Source organism: Rhizobium sp. TRM95796, from assembly GCF_025779995.1.
GTDB lineage: Bacteria > Pseudomonadota > Alphaproteobacteria > Rhizobiales > Rhizobiaceae > Rhizobium_E.
The window spans coordinates 515,809-542,625 of the sequence record NZ_JAOXHE010000005.1 but is presented as its reverse complement, the minus strand read 5'-3'; the positions used below and the strand labels follow the sequence as shown (position 1 = coordinate 542,625).

At 63.5% G+C, this 26,817-nt stretch carries 28 protein-coding genes; 13 read left to right on the top strand and 15 right to left on the bottom strand.

The genetic code is table 11. The features are described 5' to 3' along the window. From OCK01_RS14100 to OCK01_RS14090, 3 genes are all read left to right on the top strand, one after another. On the top strand, positions 1–211 hold a 211-nt coding region (locus OCK01_RS14100), incomplete at its 5' end, for a hypothetical protein (RefSeq protein WP_263824469.1). A gap of 977 nt (positions 212–1,188) precedes the next feature. Then, positions 1,189–2,964: a PAS domain-containing methyl-accepting chemotaxis protein gene (locus OCK01_RS14095; protein WP_263824468.1), complete on the top strand. Its 1,776-nt coding sequence runs from the start codon at positions 1,189–1,191 to the stop codon at positions 2,962–2,964. Between the two features lie 426 nt (positions 2,965–3,390). Then, the gene (locus OCK01_RS14090) at positions 3,391–5,301 is read left to right on the top strand and encodes a methyl-accepting chemotaxis protein (RefSeq protein WP_263824467.1); all 1,911 of its coding nucleotides are present in this window, start codon (positions 3,391–3,393) and stop codon (positions 5,299–5,301) included. A gap of 75 nt (positions 5,302–5,376) precedes the next feature. Here the strand turns inward: OCK01_RS14090 and OCK01_RS14085 are convergent, their stop codons facing one another. Beyond that, positions 5,377–6,171, bottom strand: coding sequence for an ion transporter (locus tag OCK01_RS14085; RefSeq protein WP_263824466.1), 795 nt, complete (start codon positions 6,169–6,171; stop codon positions 5,377–5,379). 118 nt (positions 6,172–6,289) lie between these two features. After that, on the bottom strand, positions 6,290–6,670 hold the full coding sequence (locus OCK01_RS14080; protein ID WP_263824482.1) for an ACT domain-containing protein: 381 nt from the start codon (positions 6,668–6,670) through the stop codon (positions 6,290–6,292). A gap of 284 nt (positions 6,671–6,954) precedes the next feature. Between OCK01_RS14080 and OCK01_RS14075 the strand changes: the two genes are divergently transcribed. From OCK01_RS14075 to OCK01_RS14060, 4 genes are all read left to right on the top strand, one after another. Next, complete coding sequence (locus OCK01_RS14075) at positions 6,955–7,965, top strand: magnesium transporter CorA family protein (protein WP_263824465.1); 1,011 nt, start codon at positions 6,955–6,957, stop codon at positions 7,963–7,965. Between the two features lie 201 nt (positions 7,966–8,166). Further along, positions 8,167–8,859 carry a hypothetical protein gene (locus OCK01_RS14070; RefSeq protein WP_263824464.1) on the top strand — a complete coding sequence of 231 codons (693 nt, stop codon included), beginning with the start codon at positions 8,167–8,169 and terminating at the stop codon, positions 8,857–8,859. 203 nt (positions 8,860–9,062) lie between these two features. Beyond that, the gene (locus OCK01_RS14065) at positions 9,063–9,755 is read left to right on the top strand and encodes a hypothetical protein (protein WP_263824463.1); all 693 of its coding nucleotides are present in this window, start codon (positions 9,063–9,065) and stop codon (positions 9,753–9,755) included. Between the two features lie 177 nt (positions 9,756–9,932). Further along, a complete protein-coding gene (locus OCK01_RS14060) occupies positions 9,933–10,958 on the top strand; it encodes a calcium-binding protein (RefSeq protein ID WP_263824462.1) in 1,026 nt (341 codons plus the stop codon). Positions 10,959–11,045: 87 nt separating this feature from the next. Here the strand turns inward: OCK01_RS14060 and OCK01_RS14055 are convergent, their stop codons facing one another. The 5 genes from OCK01_RS14055 to OCK01_RS14035 all read right to left on the bottom strand — a co-directional run bounded on the left by OCK01_RS14055 (position 11,046) and on the right by OCK01_RS14035 (position 15,444). After that, a complete protein-coding gene (locus OCK01_RS14055) occupies positions 11,046–12,356 on the bottom strand; it encodes a M10 family metallopeptidase C-terminal domain-containing protein (RefSeq protein WP_263824461.1) in 1,311 nt (436 codons plus the stop codon). A gap of 410 nt (positions 12,357–12,766) precedes the next feature. Beyond that, positions 12,767–13,828, bottom strand: coding sequence for a succinylglutamate desuccinylase/aspartoacylase family protein (locus OCK01_RS14050; protein WP_263824460.1), 1,062 nt, complete (start codon positions 13,826–13,828; stop codon positions 12,767–12,769). 211 nt (positions 13,829–14,039) lie between these two features. Then, the gene (locus OCK01_RS14045) at positions 14,040–14,312 is read right to left on the bottom strand and encodes a hypothetical protein (protein WP_182829470.1); all 273 of its coding nucleotides are present in this window, start codon (positions 14,310–14,312) and stop codon (positions 14,040–14,042) included. Between the two features lie 311 nt (positions 14,313–14,623). Further along, positions 14,624–15,004, bottom strand: coding sequence for a DUF982 domain-containing protein (locus tag OCK01_RS14040; RefSeq protein ID WP_182826905.1), 381 nt, complete (start codon positions 15,002–15,004; stop codon positions 14,624–14,626). A 71-nt stretch (positions 15,005–15,075) separates the two neighbouring features. Further along, complete coding sequence (locus tag OCK01_RS14035) at positions 15,076–15,444, bottom strand: DUF982 domain-containing protein (RefSeq protein ID WP_263824459.1); 369 nt, start codon at positions 15,442–15,444, stop codon at positions 15,076–15,078. 189 nt (positions 15,445–15,633) lie between these two features. Between OCK01_RS14035 and OCK01_RS14030 the strand changes: the two genes are divergently transcribed. Together OCK01_RS14030 and OCK01_RS14025 are read left to right on the top strand one after the other, a co-directional pair. Beyond that, positions 15,634–16,614 (top strand): DUF2336 domain-containing protein, encoded by a 981-nt coding sequence (locus tag OCK01_RS14030; protein WP_263824458.1) that lies wholly within the window; start codon positions 15,634–15,636, stop codon positions 16,612–16,614. Between the two features lie 77 nt (positions 16,615–16,691). Then, complete coding sequence (locus OCK01_RS14025) at positions 16,692–17,783, top strand: GSU2403 family nucleotidyltransferase fold protein (RefSeq protein WP_263824457.1); 1,092 nt, start codon at positions 16,692–16,694, stop codon at positions 17,781–17,783. Positions 17,784–17,999: 216 nt separating this feature from the next. Here the strand turns inward: OCK01_RS14025 and OCK01_RS14020 are convergent, their stop codons facing one another. After that, a complete protein-coding gene (locus tag OCK01_RS14020; RefSeq protein WP_263824456.1) occupies positions 18,000–18,131 on the bottom strand; it encodes a hypothetical protein in 132 nt (43 codons plus the stop codon). Between the two features lie 423 nt (positions 18,132–18,554). Between OCK01_RS14020 and OCK01_RS14015 the strand changes: the two genes are divergently transcribed. Next, positions 18,555–19,253: an OmpW/AlkL family protein gene (locus OCK01_RS14015; protein ID WP_263824455.1), complete on the top strand. Its 699-nt coding sequence runs from the start codon at positions 18,555–18,557 to the stop codon at positions 19,251–19,253. A gap of 109 nt (positions 19,254–19,362) precedes the next feature. Here the strand turns inward: OCK01_RS14015 and OCK01_RS14010 are convergent, their stop codons facing one another. The 6 genes from OCK01_RS14010 to OCK01_RS13985 all read right to left on the bottom strand — a co-directional run bounded on the left by OCK01_RS14010 (position 19,363) and on the right by OCK01_RS13985 (position 23,833). Further along, positions 19,363–20,535: a calcium-binding protein gene (locus tag OCK01_RS14010; RefSeq protein WP_263824454.1), complete on the bottom strand. Its 1,173-nt coding sequence runs from the start codon at positions 20,533–20,535 to the stop codon at positions 19,363–19,365. A 109-nt stretch (positions 20,536–20,644) separates the two neighbouring features. After that, positions 20,645–21,379 (bottom strand): metallophosphoesterase family protein, encoded by a 735-nt coding sequence (locus tag OCK01_RS14005; RefSeq protein WP_263824453.1) that lies wholly within the window; start codon positions 21,377–21,379, stop codon positions 20,645–20,647. Then, the gene (gene uraH, locus OCK01_RS14000) at positions 21,379–21,735 is read right to left on the bottom strand and encodes a hydroxyisourate hydrolase (protein WP_182826912.1); all 357 of its coding nucleotides are present in this window, start codon (positions 21,733–21,735) and stop codon (positions 21,379–21,381) included. The genes OCK01_RS14005 and uraH overlap by 1 nt, the downstream gene beginning before the upstream one ends. Continuing rightward, positions 21,735–22,232, bottom strand: a complete 498-nt coding sequence (locus OCK01_RS13995; RefSeq protein ID WP_263824452.1) for an ureidoglycolate lyase — start codon at positions 22,230–22,232, stop codon at positions 21,735–21,737. The genes uraH and OCK01_RS13995 overlap by 1 nt, the downstream gene beginning before the upstream one ends. A gap of 107 nt (positions 22,233–22,339) precedes the next feature. Further along, a complete protein-coding gene (locus OCK01_RS13990) occupies positions 22,340–22,633 on the bottom strand; it encodes a nucleotidyltransferase family protein (RefSeq protein WP_263824451.1) in 294 nt (97 codons plus the stop codon). A 165-nt stretch (positions 22,634–22,798) separates the two neighbouring features. Beyond that, positions 22,799–23,833, bottom strand: coding sequence for a glutamine synthetase beta-grasp domain-containing protein (locus OCK01_RS13985; RefSeq protein WP_182826914.1), 1,035 nt, complete (start codon positions 23,831–23,833; stop codon positions 22,799–22,801). 402 nt (positions 23,834–24,235) lie between these two features. Between OCK01_RS13985 and OCK01_RS13980 the strand changes: the two genes are divergently transcribed. Beyond that, positions 24,236–24,394, top strand: coding sequence for a DUF2735 domain-containing protein (locus OCK01_RS13980; RefSeq protein ID WP_263824450.1), 159 nt, complete (start codon positions 24,236–24,238; stop codon positions 24,392–24,394). 60 nt (positions 24,395–24,454) lie between these two features. Here the strand turns inward: OCK01_RS13980 and OCK01_RS13975 are convergent, their stop codons facing one another. Then, a complete protein-coding gene (locus tag OCK01_RS13975) occupies positions 24,455–25,525 on the bottom strand; it encodes a D-alanine--D-alanine ligase family protein (RefSeq protein WP_263824449.1) in 1,071 nt (356 codons plus the stop codon). A 97-nt stretch (positions 25,526–25,622) separates the two neighbouring features. Between OCK01_RS13975 and OCK01_RS13970 the strand changes: the two genes are divergently transcribed. Then, entirely contained in the window at positions 25,623–26,312 is a 690-nt protein-coding gene (locus OCK01_RS13970) for a GntR family transcriptional regulator (protein WP_263824448.1), read from the top strand. Beyond that, positions 26,309–26,812 (top strand): GrpB family protein, encoded by a 504-nt coding sequence (locus OCK01_RS13965; protein WP_263824447.1) that lies wholly within the window; start codon positions 26,309–26,311, stop codon positions 26,810–26,812. The genes OCK01_RS13970 and OCK01_RS13965 overlap by 4 nt, the downstream gene beginning before the upstream one ends. Positions 26,813–26,817 lie beyond the last annotated feature (5 nt).

Sequence of the window (26,817 nt, the reverse complement as noted above, 5' to 3'; positions counted from 1 at the left end):
CGCGCCGCCCCGAAACGGGCGGCGCGTTCGCGTTGTGGCGGGGCCCGGACGGGCGGGCGAGGATGGGGCGGCCTTCGGCATCGGAGACCTTCGGCGGCCGGGCGCATCCGTCTTCGCCGGCCCTTCCGGGGGCCTCGGCGCGATCGGACGCCAGGCATGTGCGGCTCCCGATGTGCCGCCTGCCGAAATCCCCAATAATGATCAGATTTGAGTGTGTTTTTTTATTGCGAAAAAACAGTTATGCGTCTATGATCATCTTCGTAGTCGATAAATTCAACTGTTTTATACAAATAAATACAGTCGCGCCGATTACGCCGCGCTTTTTCGGTCCATGAGGGCGCCTTTCATCACACTGTTTGGATGACGTAAGCCTTTTCTTTCTCATTCTCGTCGAGCGCAGTCCGTCCAGGCGCATTTTGCGCGATCAGGCGGAGACGCCGGGGTGGACCGCTCAGTCCTTGGCCATGCGAAGGCGCGTTTCGGCGCGCATGGACACCAGGCGGCATTCGAGAACCCGCGCTTTCTCCATGAAGGGCTCGTGCGGACGCCATCGGGGGCTCAAAGGCGAACGGGCCCCAAGCGCATGTCCGGGACATGCGCGATGACAGATCGACCAACCGGGAACAGGTCGCAGGTAGGGGCTCGACCGCGTTCGCCGACTGCATGCCCATCGGACGCGCCCGGCGATCGGGACCGGACGGAATCATCGCGGCGGGGAACCTCGCGGCGGGAAACGATGCAGCGGGAAATGATAGGGCGCGAAGGATGTGGCCGGAGGGGCACGCGCCGCGGCGACGACGCCACTCTAAACCGGGTTCAAATACACCCCTCAAAATACACCCTTCCAAAAAAGTCATGCGCGAGTGATCCGCGCCCGATCTTTGCTCGTATAAAAAAATTGGCCTCATCGCATAACTTTAGCAATATCAAATGCACTTTTCGTAAACGAACCTTGCCTAAGGTTTATCCGCGACATGATCCGAAACGCGCAAGGCGCCCAGCCCGCCGCTTTCCCACATGACCGACGCCGATGGAGCGCGACGACCGACCTCGGCTTCGCGCGACGACGCAGGCCCGCGATGACGGCGGGCCCAGCATGACATGTATAGAGACAACAGCCGGCGGCGCTCATGATTGCGCGCCGGATCAAGACGGCGCGCGTCGGCGCGTCCGAAAGTGGGGACGACAATGCTCGACGGACTGTTTGCCAAACACGCCAAGGCGAAACTCGCGGCGCTGGATGCGCTCGGCGCGAATGTGATGCTGGCCGACGCCCAGCTCAACATCACCTATATGAACGACAGCGTGCGCGAGCTGCTGCAGGACGCCGAGAGCGACCTCAAGAAGGAATTGCCGCGCTTTGCGATGGCGACGCTGATCGGCTCGTCGATCGACGTGTTCCACAAAAATCCGAGCCACCAGCGCAATATGCTGGCGGCGCTCAAGACGCCGCACAATGCGACGATCTGGGTCGGCAAGCACGCCTTCGATCTCAAGGTCGCGCCGCTGATCGACGGGGGCAAGACCTTCGGTTTCGTGGTGGAATGGTCCAACGCCAAGGAGCGCCTGCTCAATCTCGACTATCACAACCAGATGGCGGCCATCAATCGCGTGCAGGCGGTGATCGAATTCACGCCCGAAGGCAAGGTGGTCTGCGCCAACCAAAATTTCTGCGACGCCTTGGGCTACCGGCTCGACGAAATCGTCGGACAGAACCACAGCCTGTTCGTCGACAAAGACTACGTCGCCTCCTCGGCCTATGGCGAATTCTGGAACGCGCTGCGCCGCGGCGAACCACAGATCGCCGAATTCAACCGCCTCGGCAAGGGCGGCAAGAAGGTGGTGATCAGCGCCTCCTATAACCCTATCAAAGACTCCCACGGTCGGGTGATCAAAGTCGTGAAATTCGCCACCGACGTGACGGAACGGGTGCGCGCCGTCGACGAGATCGGCGAGGGCCTGGGACGCATGGCCGACGGCGACATTTCCTTCGAATTGAACAGGCCATTCGCGCCGGACTTCGAAAGCCTGCGCATCAATCTCAACAATGCGCTGAAACAACTCTCGGAGACGCTGGGCGCAGTGGCGCGATCCACCGGCGAAATCGACGGCGGCACGCAGGAGATCTCGCGCAACGCCAACGATCTCGCCCGCCGCACCGAACAGCAGGCCGCCTCGCTCGAGGAGACCGCCGCCGCGCTCGACGAGATCACCGCCAACGTCTCCAGTTCCTCCAAGCGCGCCGACGAAGCCCGCCGCGCCGCCGGCGAGGCCAATGACAGCGCCGCCCGATCCGGCAAGGTGGTGGCCGACGCCGTCGGCGCCATGGCGCGGATCGAGGCGTCGTCGAACCAGATTTCCAACATCATCGGCGTCATCGACGAGATCGCCTTCCAGACCAACCTGCTCGCCTTGAACGCGGGCGTCGAGGCGGCGCGCGCCGGCGACGCCGGCAAGGGTTTCGCGGTCGTGGCGCAAGAGGTGCGCGAACTCGCCCAGCGCTCGGCCCAGGCCGCCAAGGAAATCAAGGACCTGATCCGCAACTCCTCGGAAGAGGTGAAGACCGGCGTGCGCCTGGTCAGCGAGACCGGTGAGGCGCTGAAGACGATCGAGACCAATATCGTCGCGGTCAACGACCATATGAACGCCATCGCCATCGCCGCGCGCGAACAATCGGTCGGCCTGTCCGAAGTCAACACCGCCGTCAACCAGATGGACCAGACCACCCAGCAGAACGCCGCGATGGTGGAGGAATCCAACGCCGCGAGCGCCACGCTGGCCAGCGAGACCGATCGTCTCAGGGAGCTCATCTCCCGCTTCAAATTGGCGGGCGGCGCCATTGCCGCGCCGCGGGCCGTCGGCCACGCCGCCCGCCCCGTCGCCTCCCCCGCCCGCGCGCTGACCGCAAAGGTCGCCCGCGGCATGAGCGGCGGCGCGACGGCGGAGAAGTGGGACGAATTCTGAACCTGACCGTTCGCGGCCATTGCCTCGACGGGGGCGGTCCCAGCGCCCGAGATAGAGACGAAGACATCGCGCGTCGCCGGAGGCAGTCCCTCCGGCGACGTTTTTTTCGTCGCCGGATCACTGGGAAAGGCGACTGACGCAGGCTTTGGTTGTATCGGGCGTCGAGCTCCAAGACCTGTCGCGAATGATGAGATCTTGCGCGCCGCGCCGTTGTTCGCGCGACGGTATATTGTCTCCAAAAATCAGAGTTTTACAGGTTGCAGCCTTGCATGATAATTTTCGCGAAAACGCAAATAGGCTTAAGATCAGCAGCCGGACATAAGTCTCCGTTAACCCAAACCAACCAATATTTGCCCGGAGCAGAGGCAATCTGCCGGAAATTTTTACGCCACTTTAGCGTGTCCTTCGGAGGAAGAACTGACGACCATGCAGAATATCAAAATCATTTCGAAAATCGGCCTCGTGATAGGCTGCCTGGTGCTGCTCTGCCTCGGTGTGGCCGTTGTCGAACATCACGCGACAGGGGTCCAGGAAGAAAGCGCGGCGATGATCGATCACACGCATGACGTCATCAGCGAAGTCAACGCGATGATGGCGGCCATGGTCGATCAGGAAACCGGCATGCGCGGTTATGTGATCGCCGGCGACGAGGCGTTCCTTGCGCCGCAGATCACCGGCGCCAAAGCGTTCGAGAAGGCGCACGCCGCCGCCAAGGCGCTGACGGCGGACAACCCGGTCCAGCAGGCCCGTCTCGACGACGTCGCCAAGCTCGCCGCCGAATGGACGACCAAGGTGGTCGAGGCCGAAAAAGCGTTGATGAAGGACCCGGCGACGCAGGATCAGGCGCGCCAGATCGAGATTTCCGGCGCCGGCAAGGCGTCGATGGACGGCATCCGCGCCAAGGTGGCCGAGCTGATCGAAGCCGAGGAAGCACTGCTGGCCATCCGCGATGCGGAGGCCGAAGCGGCCGCCGTCATGTCGCAGATGGCCGCCATCGGCGGCGGCGTTGTCATGGTGCTGTTCTCCATCGCCGGCCTGTTGCTGCTCAACCGGGCGCTGGTCGCGCCGGTCCGCGCGCTCAACGCCTGCATGGTGACCCTCGCCGGCGGCAAGAACGACATCGACGTGCCCGGCCGCGATCGCCGCGACGAACTGGGCGCCATGGCCGCCGCCGTGGAGACGTTCCGCCAGACGGCGCTCGCCAAGATCGACGGCGACCGCCGCGCCGCCGCCTCGCGCGAAGCCACCGACGCCGAGCGCGCCCAGGCGATGGAAACCGAGCGCCAGCGCGCCGCCGCCATGGCGGAAGCGACCACCGGTCTCGCCGAAGGCCTCAAGCATCTCTCGCAGGGCGACCTGACCTATGAGCTGCCGCGTCCATTCGCCAGCGAATTCGAAGGCCTGCGCGTCGATTTCAACGCCGCCGTCGCCCAGTTGCGCGAGACGCTCTCCTCGGTGGCCGAAGCCACCCGCTCGATCGACTCCGGCTCGCAGGAACTGTCCTCCAGCGCCGGCGACCTTTCCAAGCGCACCGAACAGCAGGCGGCGTCGCTCGAAGAAACCGCCGCCGCGCTCGACGAGATCACCGCCAACGTGTCGAGCTCGTCCAAGCGCACCGAAGAGGCGCTCGGCATCGCCACCAACGCCAACAGTTCGGCGCGGCAATCCGGCGAAGTGGTCTCCAACGCCATCCAGGCGATGAGCCGGATCGAGGAATCCTCCGGCAAGATCAGCCAGATCATCGGCGTGATCGACGAAATCGCCTTCCAGACCAATCTCTTGGCGCTCAACGCCGGCGTCGAAGCCGCCCGCGCCGGCGAAGCCGGCAAGGGTTTCGCCGTCGTCGCCCAGGAAGTGCGCGAACTCGCCCAGCGTTCCGCCCAGGCCGCCAAGGAGATCAAGGATCTCATTCGCGCCTCGGCCATCGAGGTGGAGAGCGGCGTGCAACTGGTGACCGCGACCGGCCAGGCGCTGAAGGGCATCGAGGAGCATGTGGTGGCGATCAACACGCAGCTTACCGCCATCGCCACCTCCGCCCGCGAACAGTCCGTCGGCCTGTCGGAGGTCAACACCGCCGTCAACCAGATGGACCAGACCACCCAGCAGAACGCGGCGATGGTGGAAGAGGCGACCGCCGCAAGCGCCTCGCTCGCCAGCGAAGCCGACAAGCTGCGCCAGCTGGTGGGCCGCTTCCAGCTCGGCGCCCGCATGGCCGCGCAGCCGCGGTCTGCGAGCCACGCCTCCCGCCCCGTCGCCTCGCCCGCCCGGGCGCTGACCGCGCGCGTGGCGAAGAGCGTCGGCGGCGCGGCGGCGGCCCAGCAATGGGACGAATTCTGAGCCGACGTCTCGCGCGATCGGCCCGGACAGAGATCGAGGAAGGCCGGCGGACCAGCTTCGCCGGCCTTCCTCGTATCAGAGACGGTCGGCGCGCTCGACCCGGAGCGCGGCGATCTCTTCGCGCAACGCCCTGACCTCGCGCAGGAGATCGGCGTTTTCGACATGGATCGATTTCAGGTCGGCGTCGGTCTCGGCGCTCTGGTCCTGCATGGCCGAGACGATGACGCCGATGAACAGGTTGAGCACCGAATAGGTGCTGAGCAGGATGAAGGGCACGAAGAACATCCAGGCGTTGGGATGGACATCCATCACCGGCCGCACGATGCCCATCGACCAGCTTTCCAGCGTCATGATCTGGAACAGCGAATAGAGCGAGGCGCCGAGGCTGCCGAACCAATCCGGAAAGGTGACGCCATAGAGATTGGTGGCCATGACCGAGGCGACGTAGAACAGCAGCACCATCAGCACGATGATCGAGCCCATGCCCGGCAGCGCCGCGATCAGCCCGCCGATGACCCGCCGGAGCGACGGCACCACCGAGATCAGCCTGAGCAGACGCAGGATGCGCAGCGCGCGCAACACCTGGAACGGCCCGGTGGCCGGAATGAGCGCGATGGCGACGATGCCGAAATCAAACAGGCTCCACGGATCGCGGAAGAAGGCGAGCCGGAAGGCGTAGAGCCGCGCCGCGATCTCCAGCGCAAACAGCGCCAGGATCAGCCGATCCACCCCATGCAACAGCGGCCCCGCCGCCGCCATCGCCGCGGGCGAGGTCTCCAGCCCCAAAGTTATCGAGTTGAGCAGAATGAGACCGACGACGAACCGCTCCCAGCGCTCCGACGTCAAAATCCCGATCAATGTATTGCGCATGGCCAATCCCTTGTTTCGCGGTGATGGAATCGCCGAAGGCCCGGGCTTCGTCAAGGCGCCGCGACGGCCGCCCTGCGCGACTTTTCCGGTGGTTTCCAAATTCCCGGCCGTCGCGCCCTCAAAGGCGATGCCCCGCCTCTCTCGGCAACGCCTCGGCGCGGTCCAGTTCGGCGCGCTTGACCAGGATGTGATCGCCGTCGAAGGTCGAGACCACGAAGATCCCCAGGCCGGCGGTGGAGAGCGGGGCGATGACTGAAAGCACGATTCCCGTCTCGTCGAAGGCGAAGGGGCCTTGCAGCTTGAGGCAGGCCCAGCCGGCATCCTGCCGGACATCGGAAGGCGCGCGCTCGGCGCGGCGGAGGATCGACAGTTCCTCGTCCGATCGCGAGATGCTGACGAAGCCGTCGCCCGCGGCCCAAGCGGGAATGGGATCTGTGGGCGAGAGGCGGCAGACGGCGTAATCGCCGGCCAACAGCGAGAGAGCGACGGAGGGCATGATCGGGTTTCCTGGCGGCTGCGACTTCGGGCGCGCGAGCCCAGACGAGGCCCGGCGGCGACCACGTTGTCGAACCGCGTGGCCGCTCTGTCAAGCCGCGTCGGGCGCCCGCGACACTCTTGACATCCAGCCTGTTCGAGCGCATTTCAGCCTCGACGGACAAGTCCGTCATTTTCAAAGGAACTCTCGTCATGGACCCCGACAGTCGATCGTCGACATCGCATAACCGGCGCGCGCGCTGACGGGACCGCTCCCGACGGCGCAAGGCGCGCCCGAAGGAGAAGACAATGCTCAGAACCTATGTCCGGGCGGACGACCGCCTGCGCGCCGCAGCCCTGGTCGCCGAGGCCGCTCCCTCCCCTGAAACCGCCGTCGCAAACGAAGCCGCCGTGATCTGGTACGATCTCGTCGAGCCTTCGCTGGCGGAAAGCCGGCATGTCGAAGCCTCGCTCGGCCTGACGCTGCCGAGCCGCGACGAGATGGAGGACATCGAACTCTCCGCCCGTCTCTACCAGGAAAACGGCGCGGAATTCATGACCATGACGGCGCTGACCAATCTCGACGGCGACGAGCCGGTGAAGACGCCGGTGACCTTCATCCTCACCGATTGCGCGCTGGCGACGCTGCGCTATGGCGAAAGCCGCGCCTTCGCCGCCTTCGCCGCCCGCGCCGTGCGCACCAACGGCCACGCCTTGCAGAACGCGGAGGTGGTGATGCTCGGCCTGATCGAGGCGATGGTGGACCGCATGGCGGATGTGCTGGAGCGGATCGGCAACGAGATCGACGGCATTTCGCGCAGCATCTTCCGGGCGAAAGCGGCGCGCTCCAACAAGAAGCAGCAGGACCTGCAGTCGCTGATCGAGCAACTGGGGCAGAAGGGCGATTTTCTCTCCGGCATCCGCGAAAGCCTGGTGTCGGTGACGCGGCTGGTCGCCTATCACGCCGCCACCGAAAATCCCGGTCGGAAAAGCGGCAAGGAAGCGCGCCAGATGATCAAGCTGCTCGGCCGCGACGCCACCTCGCTCGGCGACCACGCCGCCTTCCTCTCCGGCAAGATCAACTTCCTGCTGGACGCGACGCTCGGGCTGATCAATCTCGAACAGAACCAGATCATCAAGATCTTCACCGTCGCCTCGGTGGTGTTTCTGCCGCCGACACTGGTGGCCTCGGTCTACGGCATGAATTTCCAGCTGATGCCGGAACTGCAATGGAGCCTCGGCTATCCCTGGGCGATCCTGCTGATGATCGCGTCTGCGGCGCTGCCGTTTCTGTATTTCAAGCGGCGGGGGTGGTTGTGAGGGGCGCCTCGTCGAAAGATGAAGCATTGCTCAAATACAACTGAAAGGGCTTTTAAGAGTTTCGCAAAAGTTGCGGTCCGCCTATCATGATCCGGTCGCCGGAAAAGAATCGACCCCGACCCGGCGACCCGGACGAGCATTCACACTCCAGCTCGGACGCGCCACATCACGTTGTCATGACGGCCATTGCGGGATATACCTATGGGCAAGATCAAACTCTATGAGGGCTTTGTTCCCTCGAGCAACTTCCTCGACAAATCCAGCTTCCGGCTGCGCGAACACGACGCAGACGAGATGCTGTTTTCCGACAAGCGCGGCGCGCATGTCGAGATCCAGGGCAAGGATTTCGCCTACAGCAAGGGCGAACTGGTCGGCGGCACGATCACCGCCATGCAGATCTACGACAAGGACGGCGGCATCACCCTCAGCGCCCGCAATATCAGCATCAAGAGCGACGTGTTCAGCTTTTACTATGATCGCGATGGGTCCTGGGCCTTCGATTACGTCCATTCCCTGGGCAAGGACACCGTCATCGGGTCGTCAGGCGACGACATGATGACGGGCGACGATAAGGACGACATACTGCACGGCAAAAGCGGGGCGGACAGGTTTTACGCGCAGTTCGGAACCGATACCCTGTACGGTGGAGGCGGGGAAGACCGCTTCTACTTCAATTACCGAAAATTCGACGACGCGGTGATCGGCGATTTTGACGATATCGGCACGATTCAGGATGAGATGGTCATCAGCAACTATATGTATCAACACATGAAGGTTCAGCAGGTCGGCAAAGACACCGTGTTGCATTTCGACAAACACGACGTGACCCTGCTCGATTTCAAGGCCAAGGACATCGACAGAGGCGATTTCGATTTCGCGCCTAGCTATGGCTAACCGAACCGAACACAATCGTATTTTCAGATTGTCGGCAGACGGCTGAATGATGTGGGCGCTGCACTTGTTTTTCGTGCGCGTCACACCCGCCAAAACAGGGTGGCGACATTCTGGATGCGACGAACCGCGGCGCCTGTATCATTATTCCTGCCGTCGGCGGACGATCTTCGAGAGAGAAAAACTACTAACGAGAACAAAGTTCGATGGCAAAGATCAATATTTACGAGTCACACTCGCCAGCCAAATTCATATTCAACGAAGATTATTTCCATCTCCATTACAAGAGTAAAAAGGAAATAATATACACAGACGGCAGCGGCGCATTCATAGAAATGAGAGGCGATGAATTCCGCTTTTCAGGCGACCGACTTGTTGCCGGGACAATAAAATCCATCGAAATTGACACCCAAGGCGGAAACATCGCCCTTGAGGCGAAGAATCTCAATGTAACGAGCAGCGTGTTCAATTTCTATTTTGACCATGGCGGCGTCTCCGCATTTGACTATGTGCACACTTTAGGCCGCGATGTCATTGTCGGCTCGAGCGGTGACGACATATTGCGGGGCGGCGACAAAAACGACCGGATTCTCGGAAAAGCGGGCGACGATTATTTCCTGGCGGAACGTGGCGTCGATACTTTTGGCGGCGGAGGCGGCGCAGATGTGTTCTGCCTGACTTTCCGGCAATTTGGCGCCGTTGTGATTAATGACTTTGATGACGTTGGCACCGTGCAGGACACAATGATTGTCAGCCGATGGATGTATCGCGCCATGGATATCGAACAGGTCGGTCAGAACACTGTGCTGCATTTCGCAGAGCAAGACGTGACCCTGCTCGACTTCAGGGCCAATAATATCGACAAGGGTGACTTCGATTTCGAACCGGCCTTCGGCTGAATCGATACTTCACTGACGGACCGATTGCGCGGCTTTCAAAAACAAAAGCGGCGACTCTAGCGTCATACAAAGGGAGGTTGACGCCCTCTCTCCCCCAAATATTGACGAAACCGAATTTTCATGTCCTATTCTTTTTATGATTTACTAACACATAAGCAAAAGCGGGAGGGCGTTATCATGAGCATCGAGGTCCGTCACGACTATCCAGGCCTGATTATCAACGTCGTGGATCAAGCGATCAGTTTAGATTTCGAGATCGCCGACGGGGATGTCACCTACTATCTCAACGGCAACGACGTGATCTTCGCGCAGACGACGTTCGACAATTTCATCAACGCGCGCGCGGGTGACGATTACGTGGCCACGGGCAACGGCGACGACACCGTCTATGGCGGCGGCGGCGACGACGAGCTGATCGGCGGCGGCGGCTCCGACATGATCAGCGGGGAGACCGGCGGCGACATGATCTATGGCGACGACGGCGACGATGAACTTCATGGCGGCGGCGGCGACGACGAAATGTTCGGCGGCGACGGAGCCGACCGTCTGTTCGGCGAAACCGGCGACAACAGGCTCTCGGGCGACGACGGCGACGACACGGTGGTGGGCGGCGGCTCCAACGACGTCCTGTCCGGCGGCGACGACGACGACAACATGCGCGGCAACCAAGGCGACGACGCCCTGTTCGGCGACGCCGGCGACGACGTCATGCGCGGCAGCGAAGGCGCCGACTATCTCAGCGGCGGCGACGGCGCCGACGAATTGCGCGGCGGCAAGGACGACGACATTCTCGAAGGCGGCGCCGGCGTCGATCAACTGCGCGCCAGCTTCGGCGACGACGAACTGGTCGGCGGGCTCGGCGCCGATATTCTGGGCAGCGGCAGCGGCGCCGACGAATTCGGCTATTACGAAGCGGGGGATTCGGGAATCGGCGCCTCCAAGCGCGATACGATCACCGATTTCACCCAAGGTCTCGATTATTTCTATCTCACCGATCTCGACGCCAAGACGGGCGGCGGCGACGACGACTTCACCTTCATCGGAACCAAGGCCTTCACCGCCGCCGGCCAGATCCATGTCAAGCAGAGCGGCAGCAGCGTGCTGATCGAGTTCAACCTCGACGCCGACAAGACGGCCGAAATGTCGATCCTGGTGCAGAACCAGAAGGCCTCCGCCTTCGACGGCGGCGATTTCGCGCTGTAAGACAGCTGCCCGTATCGGCCTGCGCCGCCCCTCTCCCTTTCCGGGACCCGACCGGAAGCAGAGAGGGGCGGCGCAGGCGCGTTTGCGTCACAGCATGAAGAAGCCCTTGGAGAAGGACGCGACGTCCTCGACCTGCAGGGAGAAATCGACCTTCCTGTCGCCGTTGACGTCGCCGTAGATCACGTCGTCGTCATAGCGCAACTGCCCGGCCTTGCGGCTGAAATCGTCGTCGCCGATGAAGCTGAAGGCCTGGTTGCCCTTGGCCTTGCTGTTGGCGTCGATGTCGCTGAGATCGATGCGGTCGCCGGATGCGAAGTCGTGGATGACGTCGCGCCTGGAGGCGGCGGCGGGCGAGTCCGACAGGGCGGTGAAAATGAATACGTCCTTGCCGCCGCCGCCATAGAGATCGTCTGCGCCGCCGAGACCGGCGATCTTGTCGGCGCCGCCATTGCCGCGCAAGATGTTGGCTTCGCCATTGCCGGTGATGCTGTCGGATTTCGAGCCGCCGGACGCATTTTCGAAATTGCGGATGAGGAAGACGCCGTTGCCGCTGTCGACGATGGCCGGCCCGTCGAGATCGATGTCGAGCGACTTGGAGAACGCCTTCATGTCGAGCGTGTCGGAATCCTTGTTGAAGCGGTCGCTGACGTTTTCACCGCCGTCGATCACCAGGAAAGCATCGGCCTCCGCCTGCTTTTTCAGGATGACGGTGTCGGCGTCGCGTCCGGCATGGAGATAATCAGTCCCGCCCGCGCCAAGCGTGATCTCGTCGCGCCCGCGTCCGGCGATGATCGAGCCCACCCAGCCCGTGCTGGTCGAGATCTCGTCATCGCCGCGACCGGTGTTGAGATATTCGACATCGCCGGCGGTTCCGAGCGCGATGATATCGGCGTCGATCCCCGAGAGAATGATATTGGCGCCGCCCGCGCCCATGGTCAGCCGGTTGGCGCCGCCGCCGAGATCGAGCGTGAAGACGTAACCGGAACCGGTTTCCACGACATCGTCGCCGCCGCGCAGCTCGACCATGCCTGCGCCGGCCGCGCCGAGCGCGAGCTGTTCGGCGCCATCGCTGCCCTTCAGCGTTTCGACGAAGGTGGCGGCCAGCGTGATCTCGTTGACGCCCTGCATGCCGTAGACGCCGAGCGTCTCGATGCGCCTGCCAGACCCGACTTCGCTGTCTTCGATGACCGCCCGGACATCGCCGGTGAAGCGCATCAGCGCGATCGACCAGTCGGAACCGCTCAGAGAATAGCTCGCCGTATAAGGCCCTGTGTCATCCATGACGAAAGTGTCGACAAAGAGCAGCCAGTGGTCGCTCCATTCGTAGTCGTCCACGCCGACAGAGAAATTGGTCACGCCATCCAGCGTCACGGCGATGTCTGATGTCAGAGTCGTCATGGCAGGGCCTCCTCGATAGTTTTCGACACTCTATTTTGATTGAAGTATCAATATTTGCCAGCCGACAGAGGATTGATCAACCCCGAAAAAACCCGGCGTTCCGCTCAAACCGCGCAAATCCATTCCGAGAAAGCTCGATATTTCTATAAGTCGCTGATATTTTTTGCTGAATTTTCGACTGACTTGGGATGATTTTTTTGAGGCGGCCCGGCCGATTTCGACAGCGCGCGCCGGCGGCGTCACCCGCGCACGGCCCTTCGCAGCCCGGAGCGACGCCGATCCGACGGAGATTCGCAGACGTGGGGGCCTGCGCGAGGCGCCGCTCGTTTGCGGCGGCGCCCGCGATCGGCAAGGACAAACATGGCGGCCGATCAGGCGCGGCCCGCCTCACCGGCGGCGAAGGCCGCTGCTCAATCCTCCAGCGCCCCGCCGGGCTTGCGCGGCTTGTTGGACAGCGTGGTCGAGGCGATCTTCATCAGATTGTCGCCGCGGCGGACGAAGCGGGCGGCGACGCGGGTGACGATGGTTCCGTCGACGGGGGCGTGGACGGCGATGTCGTTCTCCGGGAAGCCGGGGGTGGAGATGATGGTGGCGAGGCGGTCGCCGGCGGCGACCTGGTCGCCAAAGGTCTTTTCGAACAGCACCGTGCCGGCTTTGGGCGCGTCGATCATCTGCACATAGTCGAGGCCGGCGACCGGACCGGAAAACGTTTCGCGGCGCACGGGTTCGCCGGAGACGACGCCGCGGCGTTGCAGGAAGGCCATCAGGCCCTCAGCGTCGCTGGCGGCGAGATCGGGGCGGACGTCGCGCAGGCCGCGGAACTCCATGGTCAGCGAGATGCGGCCGTCATGCCAGGCGCCGCGCGCGCCGAGAGCGCCGGCCTTCCAGGCATGGGTGACGGCTTCCTCGAAGGCGGTCGAGCCGCCGTCGGAGAGCAGGACGGCCTCGAGGCCGAAACTTTCGGCGAGATCCATCGCTTGCGGCCAGAAGGCGGCTTCGAGATAGGCGTAGAGCTGGCTCTCGTCGTCGCAATGCAGATCGAGCACCAGATCGGCGCCGAGGGCGAGATGGAGAAGCCGGCGCTTGAGCTGATCGGCGGCGGACGAGGCTTCGATCCGGTCGAGCAGGGTCTCGCGGTCTTCGAGCGCGATCAGCGGGTAGTCGCGGTTGAAATTGGCGCGGCTGGCGATCTCGAAACGGCCCTGCAATTCGCCATGCAGCCATTGGCCGGCGCCGATCGGATTGCATTTGGGCACGATCACCACGTCGCCGAGAAGGCGGCCTTCGCCTTCGGCGGCGCGGAGCGCGGGAATGAAGGCGTGCAGCGCCGCGACGCCGGGCAATTCACCGGCATGCAACGCCGCCTGGATATAGACTTTGGATGCGTTGGGGTCAGACCCCGTGAAGGAAAGAACCGGGATGCGCCATTCTCCGGCGACGTCGTCGGCGATCACGATTTCGGATGTCTGCATGGTCTGGCTCCCGTCTTGATGCGGGGCCTATGTGCCGGGTTTCGGGCGCGCTGGCAATAGGACGGGATGGCTCGGCCTGCGCATGGCGCCGATTGGCGGGGGGGCTTTGCTCGCGCCGCATGCGGCGCTCCTCGGCGCCGTGCCGGGTCTGTTCAACGCGCGACCGACGCCGATGCGCCGCCGGGGTCTTCGCTGGGCCCGAAAAATCCGCTCAGTGCTTCTTGGACTTGGAGCCGCTTCTGCGCTTGCGCGGGTGGTCGTCGGCATCGGTCCAGCGCTCGTAGCGCACGCCGGTGAAGAGCAGGATCCGCGCTTCGCCGGTCTGGTCCCGCATGCGTTTCGGCTGTTTGGCCAGCCATGTGTCCAGTCTAATCACTTCTGCCATTCTCTTCTCCATCAACTGGATCGAGACGGATGAACTGGGAATGATCTCATCCTGCCGCACCAGGCAGACGCTCTCCGTCGCCGCGAGGGCTCCGGACATATGCGCCTTTCTCCTTTCATCAGCCGCGTCGGGCGTCAATTCGACGTCCGAAGCGCTTTTTAGTTCCACGAGATACACGATGGATCGCGAAGGTTAACGCGACCTTATGATTTGCGATCACACCATGGCATAGTTAACATCGGCTTAACGGGCGCACAAACGATTTCAACGGCTTGATTTTCACGAGGACGTCAGTGACGGCGAACGTCGCGCGGCAGCCGCGCTTCGAACGGCGCGATGGCCGCAGAGACGGGAAAACGGCCGGCGCGGGGCGGCGCAAGCCGTCGGGCGCGTTTTTTCGACGGTTGCGTTCAGTGAGAAGGAGTCGGCGCCTGCGCTTGCACGGCCGGGCTCTGGGCGGCGAACAAGGAATAGTCTTCCTTGAAGGCGGCGTCGACCGCGCGGCTGATTTCGAGATCGAACACGTCCCAATAGGCTTCGAAAAAATTGAAGCCGTAATTGGCCTGGATGATGGCGCTGATGAAGGCGGTCGCGGCTGTTTCGTGCAGGGCGTCGCCGCGCATGGCGGTCACGCAGGTGACGACCGCCTTGCGATAGGAAGCGCAACGCTCGCCGGACCATTTGTCGAGCAGGAACTCGCCGGCTTCGCGCGTGGTGCGGATCTTGGCGATCTCCTTGCCGCTGCGCCGATCGAAGAGAACGACGCCCATCTTCCACAATCCGCTGATCATGGAGCCACCCCATCGGTTATTTCCATCAAGGATAGCTATTTAAGCTTGCCCGAAAATGCTCCCGAAAATGATCAGGCGCGTCCTCGCTCGCCGATGCTGTCGCCATAAGCCCAGTAGGGGAAATCGGCCTCGATTAGCTCCTGCGCGGCGCGGGAGATCTCGGCGTCGAAATCGTCCCAGAACGCATCGAAGACATTGATCTCGTAGCGCGCCTCGACGGCGGCGCTGACGAAGGTCGCGGCGGCGGCGGCGTGCGGGATCTGTCCCTTGAGAGCCTGGGCGCAGGCGCGCACGGCGCGCAGATAGGCGTCCTTGCGCTCGCGACCCCAGCCGGACAACAGAAACTCGGCGGCGGCCCGCGTATCGGCGATCCTGACCGTGCGGCCGTCGAGACCCGCGCCGCCCAAGAGAACCCCACTTTGCCACATATGTCTCGTCATCGCTTCAATCTCACAATTCGCATCCCGCCGGATGTAGCGCGCCAAGCTTGCGCGGGCTGAGACGGCGCCAGTGCGAGATCTTGCAATGCCGGGATTTCGAGCGGGTCCGCGGTCGATGGTTAACGGCCTGTAAACCGTTTGCAGGTAGCCTTTCCGAAATGGGACAAGTATTGCGTAGAGGGCGCCCAGGTGTCTGACGGATTTCGTGATTTGGAAGGTCCGCCGCTGACGCGGACCAAGGATGTCGTGCTGATGGCCACCGTGTCGAGCTTCGAGGCCATGCCGCATCCGGGGCGCAACGACGTCAGGCAGTTTTCCGAACTGTTCGAGCCGGTGTTCCGGGCCTCGAGCCTGGAAGCGCAGCGCAACGCCGCCGCCGCGCTCGCCCGCTCGCCGCATGTGCCGCGCAGCGTCGCCTGGTTTCTCGCCACCCAGCCGATCGCGGTGGCCGCGCTGTTTCTCGGCGCCTCCCCTACCCTGGACGACGACCTGTTGATCGCCGCCGCCCGCCTGAAGGGTCGCGACCACGCCAAGGCGATCGCCGCCCGACCCAATCTCTCGGTGAAAGTGGTGGATGCGCTGGTGGCGCTGCATCAGGGCCTGCCCGAGCGCGCCGTGGGCGCGCGGAGCGAGGCGGACGCTCCCTCGCAAACCACCGGCGACACCCGCCTGGCGCGCGAGGAGACGCTGCGTCGGACGCTGAAATCACTGGTGGCCCGCGACGCGCTGACCCGCGACGAAGAGAGCGAGGACGCCGCCGCCGAGCGCGAAGAGGCGCTGCTGATACGCTTCGCCCGCCTTCGCGAAGCCAAGGCGTTCTCCCGCATGCTCTCGCACTGCCTGGGTTCGAGCGTCTGGCTCACCAACCGCATCATGCTCGATCTCTCCGGCCTGCAGCTCGCCACCGCGCTCAAGGCGCTCGGCCTGCATGACGGCGAGACGCGTTTCGCCTTGACCCAGTTCTATCCGCATCTCGCGGGCGGCGACATCGAAGGCGCGCGCGCCGACAGCGTGGTCGCCGGCCTCGACGCCGAGGAATGCGCCGAGCGCGTCGGCGTCTGGATCCGCGCCGACGCCTATACCCAGGGAGCGGCGGAAGAGACCGCCGCCAACGCCAACGCCGCCGCCCCGAGGCGGTTCAGGGCGAGCGACAGGCGCGCGGCGGGGTAACATTCGCCGTTTCGCCAACCTCGCCGATGAGTTATGACCATTTTTGAGAAATGGTCACAAACTTCGAGCGAGCGATCGTGAAAAGCATCGATCTCCTTTATCAGACAATGCTGGCCGAACTGGCGCAACGCAGCCTGGACGCGGCCTGGACCGCGGACTTTCCACCCGACGGGCGGTTCGTCACGTCCGTCGTCAAGGGCAAACGATATTGGTATTTCGATCTCTCGCTGCAGGACGGCGGCAAGAAGCGCCGCTATGTCGGACCGGCCGACGACGAGGCGATTTCCGCCCGTGTCGAGACCTTCAAGCGGGACAAGGACGATCTGCGCGCGCGCCGCCGCATGGTTTCGAGCCTCACCCGCGAGGGAGGGATGATTGCCCCGGACCGCATGTCCGGCGACATCGTCGAAGCACTCGCAAATGCGGGTCTTTTCCGTTTGCGCGGCGTGTTGATCGGAACGCTGGCCTTCCAGACATATGGCGGATTGCTCGGGGTGCGGCTGCCCATGGCGTCGATCCTGACCGGCGACGCCGATATCGCACAGGATTTCGCCATCGGCCGCGAAGTCCAGGATAGCCTGCCGCCGATCCTCGGTCTCTTGCAGGCGGTGGACCCGACCTTCAGGGCCGTTCCGCATCGCTCAGGCGCAACGGCGTCCTCGTCCTTCCGCGCATCGACCGGATACCGCGTGGAATTTCTGACCACCCATCGCGGCTCGGACGACTTCAGCGACCATCCGTCAAAGATGCCGTCGCTTGGGGGAGCGAGCGCAGACCCTCTCCGCTTTCTCGATTTCCTGATCCGCGACCCCGTGAGGACCGTTCTTCTGCACAAAAGCGGCGTGCCGGTGATCGTGCCGGACCCGGCGCGCTACGCCGTGCACAAACTGATCGTCGCGAGCCGACGTCGCGACGGCGGCGAAAGCGCGCTCAAGCGCGACAAGGACATTCGCCAGGCCGCGCTCTTGTTCGAGGCGCTGGGCCAAACGCGGCGAACATCGGATCTGTGCCTCGCCTACAACGAGGCATGGGAGCGGGGCCCCGCCTGGCAAGAGGGACTGCGGGCAGGCGCAGCGATGCTGGACGAACCGGACAAACGACGGCTCGCGGATCTGCTCAGGGCTGGAGCCGCTGAAATCGGAGAGGACGCCACCCCGCCTTTCGGGTGAGGCCCCGGCAACATCCGACACACGCCTCGATATGGAAAAACGCCGCCCATGGGCAGGGAATGCCATGGACGGCGCCGGTCAGAAACGAAGTCCGAAGGCTTCGGTGATCCTCTACATCCACACTGCGACAGTTTTGCGATGCAAAAGTAAAAATCCGACAGAAGACACGGGCATGGATCGCGCGCCGGAGAGCGGCTCGCGGCCGGCGGACGCCGATCAGAAGATGCGCAGGCGGCGATGTTCGATGTCGTCGCGGGCTTCGCGCGAGGCGGCGATCACCGAGGAGGCGAAGGTGGCGATGAACATCGCCGAAATCAGGCTGGCGAACAGGGCGAGCACGAATGTCATGGTCATATCCTCGTCAAAAAGGATCTTGTCCGGCGTGAAGCGCGTCGGGGTGATGATTTTCCGGATGGTTTGTCTCGGCCGGACGCATCGTCCAATTCTTGCGGACCAGCCCTGAAGTCTGGATTCACCATGACAGACTCAGATTGCCAGCCGGTTGAAGAAGATGGTTAACCGACGGTGAATCCACCCCCTCGCCTCTCCCCCGCCTGACGGGCGATGCGGATTCTTGATCGGCGTCAGTTTGAGAAGTTGCAATTTCGCAACATCGCGGGATATCCCCGAAATCGTATTTAGAGGCTTCTAATCTATTGATCTAGAGCAACGAAAGCCGTGGCGATGGGCGGATAGTGCGGCCGTGACACACGATGCGGGCCCGCCCTGGGGCGTCTGGCGCGGACCCCTCGCAACGGAAGGAAAAAGACCATGTCTCACGCTCACGCCGCGCCGCTTCTGGCCGCTCTCGCCACCGCCGCCCTGCTCGGCGGCATGCCGGCCAAGGCCGCCGACCTCACCGCCGCGCCCGATGTCGCGCCGGAAGCCCAGGCCGATGTCGCCGCGGCCTTCAGCCCCTGGCAGGTCCGCCTGCGCGCCCTCGGCGTGCTGCCGACCGACTCGGGCGATGTGGACGGCATCGCCGGCTCCGACCTCAGCTACACCGACAGCGTGATTCCGGAACTCGACATCAGCTATTATTTCACCAAGAACATTTCGGCCGAACTGATCCTCGGCACGACCCATTCGTCGATCCATGGCGACGGCTCGGTCAAGGGTCTCGGCAAGGTCGGCAAGACCTGGATCCTGCCGCCGACCCTGACCGCGCAATATCACTTCACCAATTTCGGCGCGTTTCAGCCCTATCTCGGCGCCGGCGTCAACTACACGATCTTCTACAACCAGGATTCTGCCGGCGCGATGACGGACATCAAGGTCAAGAACGCCTTCGGCGTGGCGCTGCAGGCCGGCTTCGACTACATGATCGACGAACATTGGGGCGTGAACGCCGATGTGAAGAAGATCTTCCTGCGGCCGGACTGGGAAGGCGTGGCGGGCGGCGCGCCCGTCAAGGGAACCGCCAAGCTCGATCCCTGGCTGATCGGCGGCGGCGTCACCTACCGCTTCTGATCCGCGCGGGCAGTTTGGCCGCATAGGCATGAAGGCCCCCTGCGATGCGCGCCCCCGGCAAGGGGCGCGCATCGATCATTCGAGGGCGAAGGGCTGGACGACGCCGCGATCAGAAAATGAAATCGCCGGCGTCGAGTTCGGCCTTCTGGGTGTTCCGGATCAGGAGTTGGTCCGACCCCGCCGTAATGACGACGTCGGCGCCGACATTGGCGGCGTGATTGGCCTTGAGATCGGCGAAATCGGCGATCGCCGCCCAGCCGCTGAGGTCGATGTGGTCGATTTCATCGGCATAGTCGCCGATCCTGTCCTGGCCGTCGCCGGAGACGAAATGAAACGTGTCGGCGCCGCCGCCGCCGGTCAGCGCGTCGGCGCCCTTGTTGCCGTAGAGATGGTCGGCGCCCGCCGCGCCCTTGAGAATATTGTCGGCGGCGTTGCCGCGCAGCACATTGCCGAGCTTGTTGCCGACGCCGCTGATGTCGCCTGCGCCGATGAGGATCAACTGCTCGACATTGGCGCTGAGCGAATAGCTGACATAGGAGCGCACCGTATCGCTTCCCCGCCCGCCTTTTTCTCCCAGTATCAGGTCGGCCCGATCGGTGGTCAGGGTGTCGTTGCCGGCGCCGCCCACCAGGTTGCCGTCGAGCGCGCCCTTGACGCCGTTGAAACTGTCGTCGCCGGCGCCCAGCAGGACATCGCCGACCAGCACGCCGCTGTTGACGACATGGGTGTCGCCAGCCTCGGTGTAGATCGAGGCGACATCAGACACGATCTTGCCGCGGTTGACGATGGTGGAGTTGTAGCCGGCCTCCGGCGTGTCGTAGACGCCGTAGGACGCGATGATCACACCGGAAGTCTGATTGACGATGGTGTCGTCATTGCCGGAGCCGAAAATGCCCGAGCCGGCGATCGCCGTAATCATGCCGCGATTTTCGACGTCGTTGGAGTTGCCGTCGAGACGAACTCCGAAATTGTCGCCGGCGATCACGCCGCGGCTGACGAAATCACTGTCCCCGCCGCCGAGAACCACGCCGGTCGCGCCGCTCACCATGGCGTCTGCGCCGATCCAGACGGACGTCTTCGTGCCCAGCAGGTTCAGGCCGGCCACACCGGCCGACACGTCGCCAAGCACGGTGACCGAGATCCTGCTGACGCTGTCGGCGGCGGAGATGCCGAAACCGGACTTAGTCGCGGAAATGGTCGCATTGCCGACAAGCGTATAATCTTCGTTCGACAAGGTCGCCGCATAGGTCGATGTCAGATTCCCAGTAATCCTTCGCGCCATTACATTGTCCTCTGGTGTTTTTCGCCGTCACGAGATCGTCTTCATAACGATTCCACTATCGGGACGGTCGTCCAGCGGCATTCATACATTAAATACTATTTTCATTCGGTTAATTTTTACCAGTCCGAAGCGCCGTCGCCCAATGCGGGCGGCCCTTGGCCTCGGCGATTTTGGCTGCGGTCTCGCAATCATAGGGCAGGCGGCGGAAGGTCACGTCCCAGTCCGCATCCCGCCGTTCGATCACCGCATAGGCCGCATGCGGCGACCCCGCCTCGACCTTGTGCGGATGGGGTTCGTCGTCGTCATAGGCGGGGCAGCCGACCGAGCCGGGATTGACGATCAATCGGCCGTCGGAAAGCCGCACCATTTGGGCGAGATGGGTGTGGCCGCAGAGGATCAACGATTGGCTCACGCCTTCGGCGAAGGTCTCCACCTCGGCGAGAGGACGGGCATGCACGATGCCGTCGGGCGAGACGGTCTCCAGCCAATAGATCATGTCGCTTTGCGGCGTGGCGTGGCAGAGGAACACCTCGTCCCGCCAGACGCGCGAAAACGGCAGGCTGGCGAGCCAGGCGTGATGGGCGGGCGCGAGCTCGTGCCAGCAATCGGCCTCCCATTCATGCAGGTCGGCGGGATCGCCGCGCAGGTAACGATCGTGATTGCCCGAGACCGACACCATGTCGCGGGCGAGAATGAGATCGGCCGTGCGCGCCGCCTCCAGGGGGCCCGAGAGGTGATCGCCGAGATTGAGGATTTCGGAGATTCCATGCGCGTCGATATCGGCCAGCACCGCCTCCAGCGCCAGCGCATTGCCGTGGATGTCGGCGATGACGGCGAAGCGCATCACGAGCCGCGATAGGTGGAGTAGCCGAAGGGCGAAAGCAGCAGCGGCACGTGATAATGCAGCTTGGGATCGGCGACGCCGAACCGGATGGGAATCATGTCGAGAAACAGCAGATCCGGCAGTTTCTGTCCGGTCATCTTCAGATAGGCGCCGGCGTGGAACACGAGTTCATACTGGCCGCGGGTGAACTGCTCCTCGGGCAGGATCGGCCCGCCGTCGACGCGGCCGTCGGCATTGGTGCGGACGGTTTTCAGATATTCGCGCACCTCGTCCTGGATCCGGAAGACATCGATCATAACGCCCTTGGCCGGAAGGCCGAGCGCGGTGTCCAGAACATGGGTGGTGAGGCCTGCCATCAAGAAATCTCCGATATCGTAAAGGGCGTTTGGTAGAAATATTCCTCAAGGTTAACGCCCGGCCCCTGCCTGTCAACCACGAGAAAGTCGCAAACATCGCCGAGCGCCATCAGAGGGTGGTGCCAGAGACCGGCCGGATAATTGACGCCCTGGTCGCCCCGCGCCAGAAACACCTGGGGAACGCCCGGCTTGCCGCCCTCGTCGGCGGCGACCACCACCAGCCAGTCTCCGCCCGAAAGCGGCTGGAAGCTCTGGCTCCCGAACGGATGTCGCTCCATCATGTCGACACTGTAGGGCAGGCGCCGCGGCTGGCCGCGAAAAATATTGAAGATCACCTCCGCCCCCTCGCCCAGGGCTTCCGCCCGGCCGAGCCCGTGATGCCGCTCGGTGGTTCCGCCATTGATGAGCCGCATCTTGGCGGGTGAAATTTCAATGACCTGGCCAAAGGGCGCGAAGGCTTCCGTGGTGAGCGGGCGGATGGGGAGGATCTGGGGCAATGAAAGGGTCCTTATGGGTGGAAGCATCATTTCAGGGATTTCGTCCCGCTCTGATGGGTGACGGCGCGCTCCGCCCCTCATCCCCCTGCCGGGCACGCCGTCAGCGCTCATATCGGCCGGGCTTCCCCGAGAATTCGCGATCTTAAGGCGGGAGGGATATCGCCCGGCGTCAGGAGATGAATCGATGTTCCTTCGAGAAGCCGCTCCAGAGCATCCTGGAGACCGCCGAGCGTCAGAAGCGTCGAGCCGGCGAGGTCATCCACCAGAATGTCGAGGTCGCTGTCCTCGCGGTCCTCGCCTCGCGCCACCGAGCCGAAGACGCGCGGATTGGCGGCGTTGAAACGGCGCACAGCGTCGCGGATGGCTCGGCGGTGCGCGTTGAGACGATCGGACGGTTTCATGCGGCGGCTCCCTTCTCGCTTGATGATAGCGCGGGGAGATCTGGTTTTGAAGGGCGGAGTTCGGCATCCATCAAAGGCGACCGAGGGTCGAGGGGCGCATGCCCCCAAACGCAAAAACGCCAGCCGCGGGGGCTGGCGTTTCGCATGTCACGTCCGTTGCGCCGATCAGGCGGCGGCGGAGGCTTCGGTGGCGACTTCCGCGATGGTCTTCAGGACCTGGGAAGCGATCTGGTAGGGGCAGCCCTGGGAGTTCGGGCGGCGATCTTCGAGATAGCCCTTGTAGTCGTTCTTGATGAAGGAGTGCGGCACGCGGATGGAGGCGCCGCGGTCGGCCACGCCCCAGGAGAACTTGTTCCACGGAGCCGTCTCGTGCTTGCCGGTCAGGCGCAGATGGTTGTCCGGACCGTAGACGTCGATATGCTCTTTCCAGTTCTTGCCGAAGGCGGCCATGAGCGCTTCGAAATAGGCCTTGCCGCCGGTTTCGCGCATGAACTTGGTGGAGAAGTTGCAATGCATGCCCGAGCCGTTCCAGTCGGTGTCGCCGAGCGGCTTGCAATGGAATTCGACGTCGACCGCATACTTTTCGCAGAGGCGCAGCAGAAGGTAGCGGGCGAGCCAGATTTCGTCGGCGGCCTTCTTGGAGCCCTTGCCGAAAATCTGGAATTCCCACTGGCCCTTGGCCACTTCGGCATTGATGCCTTCATGGTTGATGCCGGCTTCGAGGCAGAGGTCGAGATGTTCTTCGACGATTTCGCGGGCGATGTCGCCGACGTTGGAATAGCCGACGCCGGTGTAGTACGGACCCTGCGGCGCGGGGTAGCCGTTCTCCGGGAAGCCGAGCGGACGGCCGTTCTGGTAGAGGAAATATTCCTGCTCGAAGCCGAACCAGGTGTCGGCGTCGTCGAGGATCGTGGCGCGGCTGTTGGACGGATGCGGGGTGACGCCGTCGGGCATCATCACTTCGCACATCACGAGAGCGCCGTTGGTGCGGGCCGGATCGGGATACAGAGCGACGGGCTTCAGCACGCAATCCGAGGAATGACCTTCGGCCTGCATCGTGGACGAGCCGTCAAAGCCCCAGAGCGGGAGCTGTTCAAGCGTCGGGAATTCGGCAAATTCCTTGATCTGCGTCTTGCCGCGCAGGTTCGGAACCGGCTTGTAACCATCCAACCAGATATACTCGAGCTTATACTTTGTCATGTCCATCTCTCGTAAAGTGACTGCGCGCGTCCTGGCGCAACCGTAGTTCAGATCCGCCGGCACGCCCGGGGCTCAAAAAACAGGAATGCAGGTTTCGTGCCAGTTTCAGGCCGCATGCTCGTGGACCGCGAAAATGCGGCGTTTCGACGCCATTCGATTAAGCTTTTTGCGCCAGACTGACGGAACTTACGGCTCCCGGGCGGTGTTTCTGCTTAAAATTTGGCGGAAAAAGAGATGCCGCCCAGAAAAACGCCGCGGCAAGCCCAGGAACCGGTCAGACTCTGATAATTTTTTGGGCGTTTTGCTGTTTTTATGTGCAAACATGTGAAGTTTCTGTTACAACCAAGATCCGGGCTCCTTGGAGCTCATGGAGGAAAGCGAGGCAGTAGCATGACAACGGGCATGATCCGGGAATCGGCCACGATCTACCAATTCCCCAAGAGAAATATTCGCGATCAACGCTTTGGCGCCAATGTTCCCAAGGTGGTGATCATGGAGAGCGGCGCGAGCTGGTATCACGAAGACGCCATCCGCGAAGCCGACGAGACGCGCAAGCAGTAACCTCCGCCTGACGCGAGACCCGCGCCCGCGAAAGATGTCGCGGGCGGAGGAGGCGTTGCGTCAACGCCGGAAGCGCGCCATGCCATGGCGGACCAGACGATCGACGAGATCGTCATAGGCAAGGCCGCTGGCCGAAAAGGCGCGGGCATACATGCTGATATCGGTGAAGCCGGGCATGGTGTTGACTTCGTTGGTCACGAAGGAGCCGTCTTCGCGCAGAAAGAAATCCACGCGCGCCATGCCGTCGCAACCGAGCGCCCGGAACGCGTCGCGCGCCGCATGGCGCATCACATCCTCGACATCGCCGGGCAGAGAAGCGGGCGCGATCAGGGCCGCGCCCTGGGGATCGAGATATTTGGCGTCATAGGTGTAGAAGCCATGGCTTTCGGCGGGCGCGATCTCGCCGGGGCGCGAGACGCGGATCTCACCCTCCTCCGTTTCCAGCAGGCTGAATTCGATCTCGCGGTCGGCGACGAACTCCTCCACCAGCACGATGTCGTCATGGCGGAAGGCTTCCGCAAGCGCGGCGTGGAACGTTTCCTCGTTCGTCGCCTTGCCGACGCCGACGGATGAGCCCTGGCGGGCCGGCTTGACGAAAACTGGAGATCCCAGCTTTTGCGCCACATCGGCGAAATCGGCCTGTTCGCCGCGCCGGAGCGTGAGATCGCGGGCGACCGGCAGACGGCTTTCGCGCAGCAGGCGCTTGGCGACGGATTTGTCGATGGCCGTGGCGGACCCCAGAAGTCCGCAACCGATCAAGGGCAGGCCGACGACATCGGCAAGGCCCTGCATCGAGCCGTCCTCGCCATGCAGACCATGCAGCACCGGAAACAGCGCCTGAAGCGGCGGAAGCTCCCGCGCGCCCTTGGCATCCAGCGCGATCAACCGTCCGCCGCCGCCCGGCGGCAGGCAGAGGTCGGGGCCCGTCTCGGGCGACGTCAGCGTCTCGCCGCCCAGATCTTCGCCCAGCCGGAAACGACCGTCACGGGCGACGAAGATGGCCACGGGCTGATGGCCGGAGCGCATGAGCGCCCTGAACACATTGGTCCCCGATCGCAGCGACACGTCATGCTCGCTGGAGCGGCCGCCATAGAGCACGCCGATCCGCAATCCGCTCTGTTTGCCCGTCATCATCCTGTCCCTTCCCTTGCGCGCCACTTCGTATACTCGTATACTCGTATACGAGAATGATCAAGGCGAGATGCGGCGAAACTAAGGAGGCCCGGTCATGCGACGAACACCGCCCTCGTCGGCGCCGTCCGCAGCGGCGTTCCAGACCGCCGCGCCGCGCACCGCCGCCGACGACATCGCCGACCACTTGCGCGAGGAGATCCTGTCCGGGCGGCTGCCGGGAGGCGCGCTCATCCGGCAGGACGAGTTGGCGGCGCGTTACGGCGTCTCCCGCATGCCGGCGCGCGACGCCTTGCGGCGGCTGGAAAACGAGGCGCTGATCGAGATCCATCCGACCCGGGGCGCGGTGGTCGCGCCGTTCGATCCCGATGCGATCAGGGAGATCTATGCGCTCAGGGCGCTTCTGGAAACCGAAGCGCTCAGCCTCGCCTGCCCGCGCCTGACCGAAGCGGATCTCGACGCGGCCGAAACCGCGCTGGCGCGGCTGGAGGCCGAGCGTGACCCGGCCCGCATCGGGGCGCTCAACAGCCGGTTTCATCTCTCGCTCTACGCGCCCTGCGGCAATCGCCGGCTGATCGATCTCATCGACCGCGAACATGCGGCCGCCGAACGCTATGTGCGGCGCCTGTTGACCGGGCTCGACCATCAGGACCAGTCGCAGACCGAACACCGAGCCATGCTCGACGCCTGCCGGCAAGGCGACACGAAAGCGGCGGTCGCCATACTCCGGGGCCATCTCGACGACGGCGGCAGGCGACTACTGGCGGTCGTGGAAGGCGGCGCATGACAAACGAACCGGTGATCATCGTCGCCTATGATCCGGCCTGGCCTGAGATTTTCGAGGCGCTGCGGCGACGGATCGAGGCCGCGCTCGGGCCGATCGCGATAGCGGTGGAGCATGTCGGCAGCACCGCCGTGCCGGGGCTTCCCGCCAAGCCCATCATCGATATCGACGTGGCGATCGCCGGTGACAGCGCCCTGCCCACAGCGATCGCGGCTCTCGCGACGATCGGCTATGCGCATCAGGGCGAGAAAGGCATAGCCGGCCGGCACGCCTTTGCGGCGCCCGCGGGGCTTGCCCGGCATCACCTCTATCTCTGCGCTGCGCATTCGGCTGAACTGCGCCGCCATCTCGCCTTCCGTGACCGGCTCAGAGCCGACGCCGGCCTCGCCGCCGCCTATGGCGCGCTGAAGATGCGGCTGGCGGAGGAGTTTGGCTGGGATCGCGAGGGGTACACGATTGCGAAGACCAGCTTCATCGAAACGGCGCTAGAGGATGCGCCTTAACCCGT

Bases quoted from the DNA above. Each gene is read 5' to 3' on its own strand.
- OCK01_RS14095 (WP_263824468.1), top strand. From the start codon at position 1,189: ATGCTCGACGGACTGTTTGCCAAACACGCCAAGGCGAAACTCGCGGCG.
- OCK01_RS14090 (WP_263824467.1), top strand. From the start codon at position 3,391: ATGCAGAATATCAAAATCATTTCGAAAATCGGCCTCGTGATAGGCTGC.
- OCK01_RS14085 (WP_263824466.1), bottom strand. From the start codon at position 6,171: ATGCGCAATACATTGATCGGGATTTTGACGTCGGAGCGCTGGGAGCGG.
- OCK01_RS14075 (WP_263824465.1), top strand. From the start codon at position 6,955: ATGCTCAGAACCTATGTCCGGGCGGACGACCGCCTGCGCGCCGCAGCC.
- OCK01_RS14070 (WP_263824464.1), top strand. From the start codon at position 8,167: ATGGGCAAGATCAAACTCTATGAGGGCTTTGTTCCCTCGAGCAACTTC.
- OCK01_RS14065 (WP_263824463.1), top strand. From the start codon at position 9,063: ATGGCAAAGATCAATATTTACGAGTCACACTCGCCAGCCAAATTCATA.
- OCK01_RS14060 (WP_263824462.1), top strand. From the start codon at position 9,933: ATGAGCATCGAGGTCCGTCACGACTATCCAGGCCTGATTATCAACGTC.
- OCK01_RS14055 (WP_263824461.1), bottom strand. From the start codon at position 12,356: ATGACGACTCTGACATCAGACATCGCCGTGACGCTGGATGGCGTGACC.
- OCK01_RS14050 (WP_263824460.1), bottom strand. From the start codon at position 13,828: ATGCAGACATCCGAAATCGTGATCGCCGACGACGTCGCCGGAGAATGG.
- OCK01_RS14045 (WP_182829470.1), bottom strand. From the start codon at position 14,312: ATGTCCGGAGCCCTCGCGGCGACGGAGAGCGTCTGCCTGGTGCGGCAG.
- OCK01_RS14040 (WP_182826905.1), bottom strand. From the start codon at position 15,004: ATGATCAGCGGATTGTGGAAGATGGGCGTCGTTCTCTTCGATCGGCGC.
- OCK01_RS14035 (WP_263824459.1), bottom strand. From the start codon at position 15,444: ATGACGAGACATATGTGGCAAAGTGGGGTTCTCTTGGGCGGCGCGGGT.
- OCK01_RS14020 (WP_263824456.1), bottom strand. From the start codon at position 18,131: ATGACATTCGTGCTCGCCCTGTTCGCCAGCCTGATTTCGGCGATGTTC.
- OCK01_RS14015 (WP_263824455.1), top strand. From the start codon at position 18,555: ATGTCTCACGCTCACGCCGCGCCGCTTCTGGCCGCTCTCGCCACCGCC.
- OCK01_RS14010 (WP_263824454.1), bottom strand. From the start codon at position 20,535: ATGGCGCGAAGGATTACTGGGAATCTGACATCGACCTATGCGGCGACC.
- OCK01_RS14005 (WP_263824453.1), bottom strand. From the start codon at position 21,379: ATGCGCTTCGCCGTCATCGCCGACATCCACGGCAATGCGCTGGCGCTG.
- uraH (WP_182826912.1), bottom strand. From the start codon at position 21,735: ATGGCAGGCCTCACCACCCATGTTCTGGACACCGCGCTCGGCCTTCCG.
- OCK01_RS13990 (WP_263824451.1), bottom strand. From the start codon at position 22,633: ATGAAACCGTCCGATCGTCTCAACGCGCACCGCCGAGCCATCCGCGAC.
- OCK01_RS13985 (WP_182826914.1), bottom strand. From the start codon at position 23,833: ATGACAAAGTATAAGCTCGAGTATATCTGGTTGGATGGTTACAAGCCG.
- OCK01_RS13980 (WP_263824450.1), top strand. From the start codon at position 24,236: ATGATCCGGGAATCGGCCACGATCTACCAATTCCCCAAGAGAAATATT.
- OCK01_RS13975 (WP_263824449.1), bottom strand. From the start codon at position 25,525: ATGACGGGCAAACAGAGCGGATTGCGGATCGGCGTGCTCTATGGCGGC.
- OCK01_RS13970 (WP_263824448.1), top strand. From the start codon at position 25,623: ATGCGACGAACACCGCCCTCGTCGGCGCCGTCCGCAGCGGCGTTCCAG.
- OCK01_RS13965 (WP_263824447.1), top strand. From the start codon at position 26,309: ATGACAAACGAACCGGTGATCATCGTCGCCTATGATCCGGCCTGGCCT.